This is a genomic window from Marinobacter sp. KM021 (assembly GCF_050707965.1).
GTDB classification, from domain to species: domain Bacteria; phylum Pseudomonadota; class Gammaproteobacteria; order Pseudomonadales; family Oleiphilaceae; genus Marinobacter; species Marinobacter shengliensis.
Genome location: NZ_CP136129.1, coordinates 1,433,136 through 1,448,017, shown reverse-complemented (window position 1 = coordinate 1,448,017; position 14,882 = coordinate 1,433,136). Strand labels below are relative to the sequence as shown.

Below are 14,882 nucleotides of genomic sequence, written 5' to 3'. Positions count from 1 at the left end.
GCATGAGCCGGGCTTTTGACCTTTTTATATAGCAGAACATTATGACCCCAGTTATTGCCCTGGTAGGACGCCCGAACGTGGGTAAGTCCACTCTTTTCAATCAGATGACCCGTTCCCGCGACGCGCTGGTGGCGGATTTTCCGGGTTTGACCCGTGACCGGAAATACGGAGAGGGTCAGTACGAGGGGCAGAAGTTCATTGTCATCGACACCGGTGGTTTGACCGGTGACGAGGTGGGGCTGGACGCAGAGATGGCCCGGCAGTCCATGCAGGCCGTTGAGGAAGCCGATATCGTCCTGTTTCTGGTCGACGGCAGGGCAGGGCTGACAGCCGGTGATGAGATGATTGCAGATCACCTGCGCCGTTCCGGCAAGCAGGCGCATCTGGTGGTGAACAAGACCGATGGCCAGGACCCGGATGTTGCCTCCGCCGATTTTTACTCCCTGGGTTTTGAGTCCACCTTCCCGATTGCGGCTGCCCATAACCGGGGTATCCGCTCGCTACTGGAAGTTCTGCTGCCTGAGCCGGTGGACGTTGAAGAGCAGGACCGGGCTGATCGGTACCCGGGTATTCGAATTGGAGTGGTCGGTCGCCCGAACGTAGGCAAGTCGACTCTGGTCAACCGGATGCTGGGTGAGGAACGGGTCGTTGTCTACGATATGCCCGGCACCACACGGGACAGCGTGTATATCCCCTACGAGCGGCACGGCCATCAGTACACCCTCATTGATACAGCCGGTGTGCGGCGCCGGAAGAACGTGAAAGAAGTGGTGGAGAAGTTCTCCATCATCAAAACCCTTCAGGCCATAGACGACGCCCATGTGGTTATTCTGGTGATTGATGCCCGGGAAGGCCTCGTTGACCAGGATATGCACCTGATTGGCTTTGTTCTGGATGCGGGCCGCTCCCTGGTGATTGCCATCAACAAATGGGATGGCATGGATCCGGAAGACCGTGAAAAGGTGAAAGAGCAGGTGGGGCGCCGCCTGGACTTCCTGGACTACACCGACAAGTATTATATCTCGGCTTTGCACGGTACCGGTGTTGGCACCATGTACGAGTCTGTGCAGGCCTGTTATGAGTCCGCAATGGCCAAATGGCCAACCAATCGCTTGACCGCCATCCTGCAGGATGCCGTGGCCCAGCATCAGCCCCCCATGGTTCATGGTCGTCGTATCAAGCTGCGCTATGCCCACCAGGGTGGTTCTAACCCGCCGGTGGTGGTGGTGCATGGCAATCAGGTGGATTCGTTGCCCGGTGCTTATAAACGGTACCTGGAAAATACCTTCCGCAAGGTGCTGAAGGTGGTGGGCTCGCCCATCCGGTTTGAGTTCCGGTCTGGTGAAAACCCCTTCGCCACCAAGGTGGACCGCCTGACGCCGCGCCAGAAAGTGAAGAAAGACAACGACATCAAGAAGGGGCGCCGTGTGCGCAAAACCCGACAGAAGAGCGTCAAGCGCTGATCTGCCGGGCCGCGCCCATTTTGTAACGGGTTGGCGTTACGCCAACCCGGCACTCTCTACCTGGCGGGCCTGAACCGCTGTCAGGGCAATTGTGAAGACAATATCCTCCACCAGCGCCCCACGCGACAGATCGTTTACGGGTTTTCTCAGGCCTTGCAGCATCGGGCCAACACTGACCACATTGGCACTTCTCTGAACCGCCTTGTAGGTGGTATTGCCGGTGTTGAGATCCGGGAACACAAATACCGTTGCCTTGCCGGCCACCTTGCTGTCCGGTGCCTTGGCCTTGCCGACACTCTCGATGGCTGCGGCGTCGTACTGCAGTGGGCCGTCGATAAGCAGGTCGGGGCGGCGTTCTCTGGCAATGCGAGTGGCTTCCCTGACTTTATCCACATCGGCGCCGGTGCCGGATTCCCCGGTGCTGTAGCTGATCATGGCAACCACTGGTTCGATGCCGAAGGCCTCGGCGGACTGGGCACTCTGGATGGCAATATCTGCCAATTCCTCAGCGTTGGGGTCCGGGTTGATGGCGCAGTCACCGTAAACCAGTACCTGCTGGGGCAGGAGCATGAAGAATACCGATGACACCACTTTGGCGTGATCGTGGGTTTTGATCAGCTGCAGAGCCGGTCGAACGGTATTGGCGGTGGTGTGAATGGCCCCTGACACGAGGCCGTCGGCTTCATCCATGGCAACCATCATGGTGCCCAGTACCACGTTGTCCTCGAGCATGGCTTCGGCCATGTCTTCAGTTAGCCCTTTGTGTTTTCGCAATTCCACCATGGGCGCGATATAGCGATTCCGGACTGACTGAGGATCAAGAATCTCAAGGTCTTCGGGCAGTTCAACGCCCTGGGAGCTGGCAACCGATTGTATTTCTCGCGGATCACCGATCAGAACGCAGCGGGCAAGTTTACGCTGGTGGCAAATGATGGCGGCCTGAACGGTTCTGGGTTCCGCACCTTCAGGCAGCACGATGCGTTTGTTGGCGGCCCGGGACCGTTCGGACAGTTGATAACGAAACGCTGGTGGCGACAGGCGCCCCTGGCGCTGAACCTTCAAATGTTCCTGCAGCCAGTCGGTATCGATTCGCGTAGCCACAGACTCCATGGCCTGTTCAATCCGATCGGGGTCATCGATGGGAATGGTGGCCGACAGGTTGGCAAGCATGTGAGCGGTTTCATAGGTATTGGTGGAAGAACTGAGCACCGGCAGCCCCGTTTCGAGTGCTCGCCGACACAGGTCAATTACCCTGTCATCGGGCATCAGGCCACCGGTGAGCATCAATCCGGCGAGCGGCACACCGTTGAGTGCCGCCACGGCTGTGGTCACGATGATGTCTTCCCGGTCACCCGGGGTGACCAGCAGGGTGCCTGGCTTGAGGATGTCGGTCATGTTCCGGATGGTGCGGGCGCACACAGACACGCGTTGTACCCGCCGGGAGTGCATCTGGCCGCCATGGAGTACCGGTACCGCGAGCTCGCGGGCCACGTCGGAAACACGGGGTGCCAGCAAGTGCGGTTGCCAGGGGATTTCACCCAACAGGCGAAAGCGCCCGGTGTTGAATACCGAACAGGCTGTCTGATAATCGATGTCCTGGTGCTCGTGATCGGGGTGCTGGTCAAGGGCGATGCCCGTTTTTTCCGGGGCACCAACCTTGTTCAGGATAACGCCGATCACGTCAGGGTCCGACGGGGCGGTAAAAATCCGGGCGGAGAAATCCAGTTCCTCGTCCAGTTCGGAAGCCGTGCAGGTTCTCGGGGTGCTGACAAGAATGACCTCGGAATTCAGGTTCCGGGCCACTTCTACATTCAGCCGGGCAATGTAGGCCTCGCTTCGGTCTGGCACAAGGCCCTCAATAATGACAACGTCGAAGTCTTTGGCGACCTTCTGGTACTCCCCGACAATGGTTTCCAGCAGCAAATCCGCCTTGCCGTGGTTCAATAACTGCTGGGCTTGCTTGAGGGGTAGAGGGTCGGGTGTCTGCACGTGGCTGCGGGAGCGGACGAACTCTACCGAGGAGTCCTTGCCTTCGTTGTGCCGGGCCTCACCACGATGCACCGATTGACTGAAAGGCTTGTAAAAACCGACGCTTACTCCTTCCCGTTCCAGAGCCCTCAGCAAGCCCAGGCATACGGAAGTGAGGCCCGAATCAAGGGATGTCGGGGCAATAAACAGACTCTTAGCCATAATGGTTCCTGGTTACGTCCTTGAATGTCAGTTTAGGTTAGCGAGCCGGCTGGCTTCTCTGGCAATCACCAGTTCCTCGTTGGTTGGGATGACCAGTACCGGAAAACGGGAATCCGCGTCACCAATATGGCCTTCACTGTACTGGCCGTGATGGTTGTTCAGGTCCGGATCGAGAGTAATGCCCAGTAATTTCAGGTGTTCGATCGTCTGGGCTCGGACTCTCGCACTGTTCTCTCCAATGCCACCGGTGAACACCAGGGCATCCAGATGGCTCAGGGACACCATCATGGCCCCAAAGTACTTCGCCAGACGGAAGCAGAATACATCGATGGCCAGTTGTGAAGGTTCGTGGCCATGGTCAGCCAGCTCGCACAGCGAGCGCATATCATTGGTCTGTCCAGACAGCCCGAGCAAGCCACTGTCCTGGTTCAAAACCCTGTGAACTTCACTGGCGCTGATGCCGCGCCCGGCCAGGTAGTCAAACAGCCCCGGGTCGACATCGCCGCTTCGGGTGCCCATCACCAGCCCCTCCAGCGGCGTCAGCCCCATGCTGGTATCTTTGCTGATGCCGTTATCGATGGCAGTCATGCTGCAGCCGTTGCCAAGATGCGCTGAAATGATGGACGTCGTCGCGGGAGTCTTGCCCAGCCGGCGCGAAGCCTCATGGGCCATAAATTGATGGCTGGTGCCGTGAAACCCATAGCGCCGGATACCCCATTCCCGGTAATAGTGTTCAGGCAGGGCATACAGGAAGGCCCGTTTTGGCAGGCTCTGATGGAAAGCGGTGTCGAAAACTGCCACCTGCGGTACATCCGGAAACAGTCGCTGCATGGCGTTGATGCCGATCAGGTTGACTGGATTGTGAAGTGGCGCCAGTGAGGCACAATCCTCAATGGCTTTTATGGTGTTTTTGTCGATCTGTGCGGCCTCCCGAAAGGCCTCGCCACCATGAACCACCCGGTGACCGATGGAGGCAGGCTCTTGGCTCATCAGGTTGCGGTCGTAGAAAGCGTTTACCAGGGCCTGCAGGGCGTGGTCGTGGGAAGCGTTTGCAGGTAAGTCCACCGGTACGCTATCACCGGAAATCTTTGCCATTGAGTCGGGATTATTCAATCGTTCAGCCAGTGCAGAGGCTTGTTTCTCGAGGTTGCTGTCGAACAGCGCGAGTTTGATAGATGAACTGCCGCAGTTCACGACCAGTATTGTTTCGTTCATGCTTGGTGCCGTTTTGATGATTCAGAGATTGGCCCGATGATTGGTTTCCAGCCAGTAGATGAAATCCTGCTCGGGCATCGGGCGACCGTAGAAGTAGCCCTGGGAATAGTCGCAGTTTTCATTCTTGAGGAAGTGGGTTTGCCCCTCTTCTTCGACGCCCTCGGCGATGACTTTCAGTCCCAGACTGTGGGCCATGTTGATGATAGCGCGCACGAGTGAGGCGTCTCCACTTTCGTTCAACACATCCTGAATAAAGGATTTGTCGATCTTGAGTGTGTCGAACGGGTACGACTTCAGATAGCTGAGGGCCGAATAGCCGGTTCCGAAGTCGTCAACTGACAGCCGGATGCCGGTCCTGTCCAGTTGCCGAAGGATGTCGGCGGTTTCAATGGTGTTATCAAGAATGAGCCTTTCGGTAATCTCCAGCTCAAGGCATTCCGGTGGCAGCCCGCTGGCGTTGAGGGAGCGCATGACTGCATCGGTAAAGCCGGGGTCCCGGAACTGGCGGGGCGATACATTGACCGCAATCGAAAGGGATTCGAGGCCGGTCATGGCTCGCCAGGCGACAGCGGCTTTGCAGGCCTCCTCGATAACCCATTCGCCGATCGGGATGATCAGGCCGGTTTCTTCAGCCAGCGGAATGAAGCGGTCGGGCATAACCATTCCCATGGCCGGATTATTCCAGCGCAGCAGCGCCTCGGCACCGATCAATGAGCCAGAAGCGGTGTCCACTATCGGCTGGTAATACAGCTCGAATTCTCCCAACTCCAGCGCCTTACGCATATGGGACTCCATTTGAAGCCGCTCATGGGACACTTCGGTCATTTCCGGCGTGAACTGGGCGTAGGAGCTCTTTCCTTTGTGCTTGGCTTGATACATGGCGGCATCTGCATGTTGGAGCAATGTACCACTGTTATCGGAGTCGGTAGGGAAGATGGCGATCCCGATACTGGTTGTCACGAAGACTTCCTGGCCATTGAGCATAAACGCGGGGGCAAAGGTTTTCAGGATCCTCTCCGCGACCTGGCATGAGGCCTCAGTTCCCGTGAGGCCCGGCAGGATAACCAGAAACTCATCCCCACCCAGGCGGGCTACGGTACTGGTGCCCCTGAGGCAGCTGGAGATACGGCGGGCGGCCTCAACCAGCAGCGTATCGCCGGCATCGTGGCCGAGGGTGTCGTTGATGTGTTTGAAATTGTCGAGGTCCAGGAACATGACCCCCACCTGGGAATTGTCTCGGCGGGCCTGGGCCAGTGCCAGCTTGAGGCGATCCAGGGCCAGCATCCGGTTTGGCAGGCCGGTCAATATGTCGTAATTGGCCTGGCGCAACAGTTGCTGTTCATAACGCTTACGGATGCTGATGTCTTCACCGAGGATCAGGTAGCCGGTGGTGTCACCGTTATTATCGCGGATAGGGGTGACCACCAGTTGCTCCCAGTAGCGCTCACCATTGCGCCGGACGCTGTTGACTTCGCCTTGCCAAACACCAACCCGTTGCACCTGGAGCCTGATGGACTGCCAAAGGTGGCGGGCATCCTGGATGTCCATACTGTTTTCGATCAGATGAGACGGGTGTTTACCAATGATGTCGTCTGTCGTGTGGCCGGTAAGCTGGCTGAACTTCCGGTTGGCATACTCGATTCGCCATTGGCGATCGCAGATCAGAACTGATGACGGGCTCTGATCAATGGCCTTGGAAAACTTCAGGATGTCGGCCGCATCGCGCTCGCGACGGGCGACATCATCAATCAATCGCTCACGCATCTGGTTGATGGCATCCGTTACCATGCCCAGTTCATCTTTGCCGTTGGCCGAGCTGTCAGGCCTGTCCAGCACCAGGGGCCTGGACAGGTTTTTCAGGGATAGATCCTTGGTGTAGTCGGCCATGGCGGTGAGGTGGCGTGTCACAAGGTGCTGGAATATCCACAGGATAAGCACGGAAACAAAAAAGACGGTCAGGAACTGCGTGGCCAGAATTACACCGACTTTTCTTTGAAGTTCGCCATAAACCCTCTCCAGGTTGGCGGTGACTTCCAACTCTCCAAGCAGGAACTCAGTTCCATCTCGCTGAACCAGTTCAAAACGATGGACAAGGGTATCGGCCTGTCTGGGGATTTCTCCCATGACGAGTTCGGAGTCAGGCTCGATTCGGAGTCGAAGGTGAGTGATATCCGGCAGGCTCAGGATGCCTTCCATCTGTGTTTGCAGAAGTTTCTGATCGAGGGCCCAGAGGCTTCGGGCAAGGCTTGAGGCGTAGCCGGATTCAATCACTTCCATCCGTTCTTCGATCAGCGACAGGTCTTTACGGTAATCAGAATAGATCTGCACGCCCGCCGCCAGAAGTGTGAAGGCAGTACTGAACAATAGGATCCATGCCAGGAGCCTGAACGAAAGCGGAGAGGCTGTGCGAATACGCCTCAATCGGGGCATGAATTCTGGCATGTTGTGAACTTCGCTATCACATTGGATATCAGGCATAAGATGCGCAGAGTGGGTGCTTATCCTGTTATCGACTATAGCAGTAGTTTATGTCGAATGCGCTGCAAATACAGGAAATAACGGAATAATTCGGGCGGTGTTTCGCAGTTTGTGAAATGAAAGAGGTGATAGTTGCCTTTGACACAGATCAATACGGGGTTGGTCGCCCGAGCGTAACCTGAGCTTAATCAAGTTTCAGATAGGGCAGGAGTTAACGCTATGTATATGGATGCAGTGGTTATCGCAGGTATCGCAACCGTGTTGCTGATGGTTGGCTTTTTTGTGGGGGTTGGGATTTTCGTCATGAAAGACCAGAAAGCCCACGGAGAAAAGGGGCACAAAAGTCATCATGGAGGGCAGGGCGGCTAACCGGCAAAAAATCGCTTAACCGATTGAAAAAATTGGCGTCCCCTAGGGGGTTCGAACCCCTGTTGCCGCCGTGAAAGGGCGGAGTCCTAGGCCACTAGACGAAGGGGACGCAACGTTTTCAACAACTTGCCTCGTCGAGGTGGCGCGTATATTAAGTAAGGGCTTTTGCCCTGTCAACGATTTATTTGAAAAAATTACCCCACCACGCTATCCGCAAGTGCTGGTTCCAGTTCGGCGTATTTGAACCGGAAGCCCTCGTGCTGCAATTTCGCCGGAACTGCTTTCTGCCCGGTGAGTAATAGCCCTGCCATCTCACCCAGTACCAGTTTGAGCACCGGCGCGGGGGCCGGGAATACCGTGGGCCGGTGAACAACCTTGCCGAGGGTTTTGGTGAACTCCCTATTGGTGGCCGGATTAGGGCTTACCATGTTGTAGGCTCCTTTCGCGTGGGGGTTCTCAAGCATCCAGATAAGCCCTGAAACCACATCATCCCTGTGCACCCAGGGCATGTACTGTTGTCCGTTGCCGAGGCGACCGCCAAGGCCAAGCCGGAAGGGCAGGATCATTCTCTGCAGGAACCCGCCACCCCTGCCAGTTACAATGCCGGTGCGACACAGGCAAACCCTGGTGCCCAGCTCCTCCAAGGGCAGTGCTGCCTGTTCCCAGTCACGACACAATTCATGGGTGAACTCCGGATGTGGGTGGGTATCCTCTGTAACCAGATGATCTCCCTGGTCGCCGTAGTAGCCCACAGCAGAACCAGATACCAAAACTTCCGGCGGGCTTTGCCAGCTTTTGCATACATCAACCAAAGTCCGGGTTACGCCAATACGACTGTCCCGCAGGGCCTGTTTTCGGGACGCCGTCCAACGCTTGTCGGCGATTCCTTCGCCGGCCAGATTGATGACGGCATGGTACCCTTGGTGCCCTTCAAGAAGCTTCAGGTCTGATGTCGCTTCTACTCGACCACACAGTGCCCGAACCGTATCTGCCGGTTGCCGACTGAGAACGGTCAGCCCATACCCTTTGTTGACCAGCTCGCGGCAGAGTATGGTGCCGATAAAACCGGTACCGCCGGTAATCAGGATTTTTTTCTCCATGGTGATCTCCTCCTGTCGGCTGATGGTTTCAGGATCCGTTATTCTCCAGCTCCTGGAGCACAACGTCCCGGATGGCATCGCCCAACTGAGGGTTCTGGCCAATGGGTGGCGCCAGTTTGATCTGGACGCCATGCTGGCTTTCCAGGTCTGCGATCATTGCCGGTACATCTTTGCGCAGGTGCCGGCCCGCTGCCAGGAACAGGGGAACCACGGTAAAGTGCTCGGTACCCTCGGCTTTGCCCTGGCTCACGATGGTTTCCAGCGAGGGTTCGGCCAGCTCCATATAGGCGATGGCGGCGTTCTCGACCGATTTGAGTGTTGGTGCTGCCAGTTGTTCAAAGGTTTCACACCAGCGTTGGTCACTGCTGCCGTGGGCCAGCAGAATAATTCGGTGAGGCTGGGTCATGGTTGCTCCTGGGTGGTCAAATGGAATGCTTCGGTCGTAATCAAATAAGATCCTGTACACCCGCTGATTTAAATGTAACAGGGAGTCGGTAAATGTTCGATTGGAAAGAGCTTCTGGATTTCTGGTTTGGAAAGTTGGATGAGCATGGGCTGCCGGATGCCGATCACCGAAACCGTTGGTTTCGGTCCGATCGGAAGTTTGACCAGGAAATTCGAAGGCGCTTTCTTTCGCTGGTGCTGTTCGCCTCTGAGCAGGGTTTGGAGCATTGGCGAAATGAAGCGGGAGGCGCATTGGCCGAAATACTGCTGCTCGATCAGTTTACCCGTAACATCTTCCGTGGCGGTGCCCTGGCGTTCGAAAGTGATCGGCTGGCCCGCCATCTGAGCAGGCAGGCAATGGATAGGGGGCAGGATCTTGAGCTACCTCTAATTCAAAGGGCGTTTCTTTATATGCCCATGCAGCATTCGGAGCTCAAGAAGGATCAGGATTTGTCAGTGGCATGTTATGAGCAGTTGGTTGCCAGTGCCGACGGATTGCTCGCCGAATTTTTGGGTAGCTTCCTGCAGTCGGCCGTTGATCACCGGGATATCGTGCTGCAATTCGGCCGCTTCCCCCATCGAAACAAGGCGCTGGGGCGAACATCCACGGAGGCAGAGCAGGCCTATCTGGCGGGCGGTCGCCGATTTGGTCAGTAAAACGGCGCGGTTGAGGGTAATCACAAATTTTTAACAAAAATTGTTGACGGCCGAACGCTGATCAGTAGAATACGCAGCCGTTGAGAGGCAACGCCCTCTGACAGCAAGCGGGAATAGCTCAGTTGGTAGAGCACAACCTTGCCAAGGTTGGGGTCGCGAGTTCGAATCTCGTTTCCCGCTCCAATTTATGATCTACAGACTTCCACTGACGTCTGTAAGTCGTTGAAAAGAGGGCCGAAAGGCCCTTTTTTCATTCCAGCAAAAGCCATGGAAATCCACTGACAGCCAGCGTTTTTGAGGCCAAAATTGAGGCCAAAGAATGCGGGTGGTGCCGGTTCCGGATTGTTGCTGGGGTTGGGCGGGAGTCGTGACGAGCATTGAGTCTAAGTTCTTAACTTAGGAGCTCAAAGATGACTCTCTCTGATCTGACTGTGCGGCAAGCCAAGGCCGCTGACAAAGCCTACAACCTCCCCGACACCGATGGCCTCGGCCTGGTCGTCGCTCCCACTGGCGGCAAGTCGTGGCACCTGCGCTACTACTGGCTCGGCAAACAAAAGCGCATCTCGCTGGGCAACTACCCTGAGATCGGCCTGCGCGAAGCACGCGCATTGCGTGACGAGGCCCGGGCGCTCCTGGCCAAGGGCATCAATCCTCACACCGACCGTAAGCAGAAGCGGCACGCGATCAAGCTGGCGTCCGAATACACCTTCAAGGCGGTTTTCGACGCCTGGGTCGAGCATCGCCGCAAGGAGCTCAAGGAAGGCCGGCAAAGCACGATGTCCCAGATACTCCGTATCTTCGACAACGATGTGCTGCCCACCCTCGGGAGGATGTCGATCTACGATATCCGTCGTCCCCAACTGCTGGGTGTGCTGGCAAGGGTTGAGGGACGCAAGGCTTACACCACCGCCGAAAAAATTCGTACCTGGTTCCGGCAGATGTTCCGCTACGCTCTGGTGATCGTTGAGGGACTGGAGATCAATCCGGCCTCGGATCTTGATGTCGTAGCCGAGCCTAAACCTCCGGTGAACCACAACCCGTACCTGCTTCTGCCCCAGCTTCCCGCGTTTCTCCAGAAGCTCAGGCATTACAACACTCGTGGTTGGCAGACCCAGCTCGGCATTCGGCTGTTGTTTTTGACCGGAGTGCGCACTGGCGAGCTGCGGCTGGCGACCCCGGACCAGTTCGACCTCGACCGGGGTCTGTGGATCATCCCGCCAGAGAGCGTCAAGCAACTTCTGGACGAGATGCGCAAGGCTGGCAAGCGTGCGCAAGACATCCCGCCTTATATCGTGCCGCTGTCCATCCAGGCCGTCGAGATCGTACGCCACCTCTTGGGAGAAATGCGGCCAGCCCAGCGATACCTGCTGACGCATCGCAGCGACCTCAAGAAGCGCATCAGTGAGAACACGCTCAATCAGGCTTTGAAGCGCATGGGCTACGACGATCAACTGACCGGCCACGGTATTCGTGGAACCCTCTCGACGGCGCTCAATGAAATCGGCTACCCCAAGATTTGGGTGGACGCGCAACTCTCGCACTCGGACCCGAACAAGGTGAGCTCAGCCTATAACCACGCCAAACACGTGGAGCCGCGCCGCAGGATGATGCAGGATTGGGCCGATCGCCTCGACCTGCTGGAGCAGGGCCAGGTGGAGGCCGCCAGCGTGCATCTCACCATCCGTATCGATGGGGTGCCAACGATGGTAGAGGCGGAAAATACCGTTTCTGCCGAGGAAGCGTCTTTTATTGGCACCATCCCACCGGTAGCGGCAACTCCCATCGTCGTGACGGCAAACGCCTCGGGAGGCACCTTTCAGCGGCTGTCACAGGTGCCGCCGCCCCCTGAGCCAGTTCCGGAGCCGGAAGTGTCCGCGATCCAGCGTGAGCGCGAGGAAATGCTCGAGATCTACGAATTGCCGTGCAACATGCCGGTTCAGTTGTTCGGCAAGTTGGCCGGGAAGTCCAAAGACCAGATCAACCGCGAACTGAAAGCCGGCAAATTGCTGTCCATCGGTTTGGGCAACCGGGGACAACGCGTTCCCGATTGGCAATTGGTGCCACTCAAGCAAAAGCTGGCCCAAACCCTCATGAAGCGGTGTCCGGACGCGGATTCGTGGGATCTGTACCGCATGTTGACCCGGCCGCATCCGGAATTGGGCGATCGGACGGCCATCGATACCGTCACGCCGACCAATCTGGCCAAAATCATCCGGATCATCACGAACGGTCAGGAGCATGCGGATGCCCCTGAGACGGTCATCCCACAGCCGATCCCCGAGGACGTGCGGCAGAGCGTTCGTCGGCTGATGGATAGTGCGGTGGTTCTTGAGGAAGCCTAACCTGCACGCTGCAACCTATGGCCGGGAAGTGGCCCCGGCCATAGGTTGTCATTACCGTGCGCCGGCCCTGGCAACCTGCAGCGCTCTGCGCGCGAACCGCTCCGTAACAGCATTGGTTGGCCGGTGGGGGCGCTGCAGGTGGGTCACGATTTCGTAGGGGCCATCCGAGGGCAGCCTCATCGTAATCCTCCACTCATGGGCGCGCTCGATGCGCGGTTGCGCAGAGATGCCAAGACCATAGCCAGCCGCGACCCATAGGGCCAACAGCTTGAACGAAGTGACGTGCTGAATGCTCTGCTGATCCACCGGCGGCGCCAAGGAAGACAGCCGTTGATCCAGCAGGGGGCAGGCCTCTGCCTGCCAGCGAAAAACGGGATAGCTCAACAACTCAGCAACCGTGAGCATCGCCTGGTTCGGTAAGGGGAACCGTGGCGGTACAGCAACGGCCATGTTTTCACACCATAAGGGCTGGCTGCTCAGGCTCGGGGCGCTCGTATCTTGAAGTGACATCCCAGCGTCGTAGCGACCTTCTTGAAGGCCGACAGCTAGGTCGTCGCCTGCGACCTCGAAGAACGTGATGGCGATATCCGGTTCCTCTGCACGCTGAAGGGCAAGAAGCGTTGATAGCCGAGAGGATGGTACGCCGGGCGCTATAGCGAGTTTGAAAGATCGGCTGGTGGCGTGGTGCATGAGAGCCCCGCGAAGCTATCTGGCCGCAAAAAAGCAACCCAATATGATAGCAATGAGTTAAATTTAACGTGGTTAAATTCTCATGGCTGCCCGACGCTTCTGTCAATGCAGAAGCGTATAGTTCAACGAGGCCGTCCCCCAGGTACAACCACATTTGAAGCCGAGCCAGCACAGGCCTTCGGGGAGGCAGTGCGTGCCGCCCGCAAGGCGCAAGGAATCTCTCAGGAAGAACTGGCTGCACTGGCCGGGATCGAACGTTCTCACATGGGCAAGATTGAGCGCGGGCAGCACATGGCCACGTTGGCTCTGATACTGAAAATTGCCGTGGCGCTCAGGATAAGTTCGGCTGAATTGATGACTGCAACAGAGGACAACCTTGGTTCTGGCAACGGCTCTTGAGCCTTGCCTTCTTTGGCCAGCTTCGTTAGTCGCTCAATCGGTCGCGTAGCCGAGCAATGAACTGCTCCAGTGGAACCGACAAACGGGTGTTTTCGGGCCACAGCAAGTAGGTGGTGATGACCGCTGATTCCACTGCCAGAGGGCGGATTACAACGTCAGAGCGCTGGTAAGCAGTAATCCTGGTCGTCGTCGTGAAGCCGATGCCGTAGCCTGCACCGACCAAGGTGAGCATCATGTCTAGTGAGGACGCGTGCTCAACGATGTTCGGTTCATGCTCCAGTTGCCGAAGAAGTCGAGCCAGTTCGAGGCAGCAACCTTCGCACGCCTGGGGATCGCACATGATGAGCGGATGCCCCCCGAGGGTATGGAGCGGAACCTTCTTGTGAGCGAGTAGTTCGTGGCGGGCGGGGAGCGCGATAACCAGCGGGTCTTGCCAGATCGGTTCGGCGACGATGCCGTAACCGACGTTGGCAGTGTGCGCGAATCCGGCCATGAAGTCGCCTGATCGCAAACCACGCAGTTGCTCGGCCAGAGGTACTTCGGATAGGCGTATCTCGACCTCCGGCTCTTCTGCGCGACAACGAGCCAGAAACGCCGATAACCTGGGATCGATTGCACCATCGGAGACAGCGATGCGCAGGCTCCCTCGCAGACCCGCCGCGACCGCCTGGACGTTCTCCCGTGCATGCTCCAAAACAGTGAACAGTCTGCGGACGTCCTGCAAGAACACGGCTCCAGCGGGGGTCAGCACAGTGCCTCGACGGTTTCGGTCAAAAAGTATTACCCCTAGCTCATCCTCAAGCTCTTTGATCGTTCGAGACAGGGGGGATTGTTCGATATGCAAGCGCTCGGCAGCTCGTGTGAAGTGCAGTTCTTCGGCGACCGCCACAAAGCAGCGCAGGTGACGAAGTTCCATGGTTGCGTCCTTCAGCAATCTTGGTCAATTCAATTGGCCACGGCGCATTGATGCCGAAGTGTGCTCAGTGGATGAAGTAGCAGGTGCTCCCCTTCAGGGCAGGGCAAAAGGCCATTGATTCGATTGAACAATAACACATATGTTCATATATTTTATCAAAAAAGACCTCCTGCCTCTGATCTGGAGCTTGATAAGGGATCGGAGCCGGCTTGATGACGGTGTGCTGCTTGGCTTCGTTGCAAATGCCATCGGCGCGAATCAATAAGGTTGCGCGTCAGTGACAGCGTGAGGGAACTTGGCAGCCGCTGCGTCCCGTCGATGCAACTACCACTTGACCTTCCAACCGTGGCAAGGACCAAACTGCCAAGCACCCCAACCCGAAAGGAGTTTTCCATGCAATTCCATCTCGATGACATGACCTGCGGTGGATGCGCCCGCACCGTGACGAAGACGATTCAGATGATCGACCCCAACGCCAGAGTCGTCACTGATCCGCCATCCCGCCGGGTCGAGGTGCAAACGTCGGCATCCGAAGAGCAGATCGTCGCAGCCCTGCGCGAGGCTGGTTTCCCGCCGCGCGCGCAGTAACATCCGATCGCGGTCGACCTGAACGCAGGTT

Annotated in this window: 13 protein-coding genes and 2 tRNA genes; 7 read left to right on the top strand and 8 right to left on the bottom strand. The window is 57.2% G+C overall.

Features of this window, described 5'->3' with window-relative positions; all coding sequences use genetic code 11:
* The first annotated feature begins 41 nt into the window (after positions 1-41).
* Entirely contained in the window at positions 42-1,463 is a 1,422-nt protein-coding gene (gene der / locus RVM24_RS06785; RefSeq protein WP_286921204.1) for a ribosome biogenesis GTPase Der, read from the top strand.
* A gap of 36 nt (positions 1,464-1,499) precedes the next feature.
* Here the strand turns inward: der and pta are convergent, their stop codons facing one another.
* From pta to RVM24_RS06770, 3 genes are read right to left on the bottom strand one after another with little or no spacing between them, the layout of a single operon-like run.
* Positions 1,500-3,653 (bottom strand): phosphate acetyltransferase, encoded by a 2,154-nt coding sequence (gene pta, locus RVM24_RS06780; RefSeq protein WP_152438280.1) that lies wholly within the window; start codon positions 3,651-3,653, stop codon positions 1,500-1,502.
* A gap of 27 nt (positions 3,654-3,680) precedes the next feature.
* Complete coding sequence (locus tag RVM24_RS06775; protein ID WP_230714225.1) at positions 3,681-4,868, bottom strand: acetate/propionate family kinase; 1,188 nt, start codon at positions 4,866-4,868, stop codon at positions 3,681-3,683.
* Positions 4,869-4,889: 21 nt separating this feature from the next.
* Complete coding sequence (locus RVM24_RS06770) at positions 4,890-7,310, bottom strand: EAL domain-containing protein (RefSeq protein ID WP_431475148.1); 2,421 nt, start codon at positions 7,308-7,310, stop codon at positions 4,890-4,892.
* A 255-nt stretch (positions 7,311-7,565) separates the two neighbouring features.
* Between RVM24_RS06770 and ccoM the strand changes: the two genes are divergently transcribed.
* Complete coding sequence (gene ccoM / locus RVM24_RS06765) at positions 7,566-7,715, top strand: cytochrome c oxidase subunit CcoM (RefSeq protein WP_374786540.1); 150 nt, start codon at positions 7,566-7,568, stop codon at positions 7,713-7,715.
* A gap of 33 nt (positions 7,716-7,748) precedes the next feature.
* On the opposite strand, the gene RVM24_RS06760 is transcribed toward ccoM, so the two are convergent.
* From RVM24_RS06760 to RVM24_RS06750, 3 genes are all read right to left on the bottom strand, one after another.
* Positions 7,749-7,824, bottom strand: a tRNA-Glu gene (locus tag RVM24_RS06760).
* An 85-nt stretch (positions 7,825-7,909) separates the two neighbouring features.
* A complete protein-coding gene (locus RVM24_RS06755) occupies positions 7,910-8,815 on the bottom strand; it encodes a TIGR01777 family oxidoreductase (RefSeq protein WP_374786541.1) in 906 nt (301 codons plus the stop codon).
* A gap of 28 nt (positions 8,816-8,843) precedes the next feature.
* On the bottom strand, positions 8,844-9,221 hold the full coding sequence (locus RVM24_RS06750; protein ID WP_374786542.1) for a sirohydrochlorin chelatase: 378 nt from the start codon (positions 9,219-9,221) through the stop codon (positions 8,844-8,846).
* Positions 9,222-9,313: 92 nt separating this feature from the next.
* On the opposite strand from RVM24_RS06750, the gene RVM24_RS06745 reads away from it, so the two are divergent.
* The 3 genes from RVM24_RS06745 to RVM24_RS06735 all read left to right on the top strand — a co-directional run bounded on the left by RVM24_RS06745 (position 9,314) and on the right by RVM24_RS06735 (position 12,258).
* On the top strand, positions 9,314-9,916 hold the full coding sequence (locus RVM24_RS06745) for a DUF924 family protein (protein ID WP_072677180.1): 603 nt from the start codon (positions 9,314-9,316) through the stop codon (positions 9,914-9,916).
* Between the two features lie 107 nt (positions 9,917-10,023).
* Positions 10,024-10,099: transfer RNA gene (locus tag RVM24_RS06740), tRNA-Gly, on the top strand.
* Between the two features lie 227 nt (positions 10,100-10,326).
* Complete coding sequence (locus tag RVM24_RS06735) at positions 10,327-12,258, top strand: tyrosine-type recombinase/integrase (protein WP_106763598.1); 1,932 nt, start codon at positions 10,327-10,329, stop codon at positions 12,256-12,258.
* Positions 12,259-12,309: 51 nt separating this feature from the next.
* Here the strand turns inward: RVM24_RS06735 and RVM24_RS06730 are convergent, their stop codons facing one another.
* Positions 12,310-12,948 (bottom strand): substrate-binding domain-containing protein, encoded by a 639-nt coding sequence (locus RVM24_RS06730; RefSeq protein WP_106763595.1) that lies wholly within the window; start codon positions 12,946-12,948, stop codon positions 12,310-12,312.
* A 105-nt stretch (positions 12,949-13,053) separates the two neighbouring features.
* Between RVM24_RS06730 and RVM24_RS06725 the strand changes: the two genes are divergently transcribed.
* Positions 13,054-13,347 carry a helix-turn-helix domain-containing protein gene (locus tag RVM24_RS06725; RefSeq protein ID WP_106763593.1) on the top strand — a complete coding sequence of 98 codons (294 nt, stop codon included), beginning with the start codon at positions 13,054-13,056 and terminating at the stop codon, positions 13,345-13,347.
* A gap of 25 nt (positions 13,348-13,372) precedes the next feature.
* Here RVM24_RS06725 and RVM24_RS06720 read toward each other — a convergent pair whose 3' ends face one another.
* Positions 13,373-14,263, bottom strand: coding sequence for a LysR family transcriptional regulator (locus RVM24_RS06720; RefSeq protein ID WP_106763590.1), 891 nt, complete (start codon positions 14,261-14,263; stop codon positions 13,373-13,375).
* A gap of 393 nt (positions 14,264-14,656) precedes the next feature.
* Between RVM24_RS06720 and RVM24_RS06715 the strand changes: the two genes are divergently transcribed.
* Complete coding sequence (locus RVM24_RS06715; RefSeq protein WP_228247426.1) at positions 14,657-14,851, top strand: heavy-metal-associated domain-containing protein; 195 nt, start codon at positions 14,657-14,659, stop codon at positions 14,849-14,851.
* Positions 14,852-14,882 lie beyond the last annotated feature (31 nt).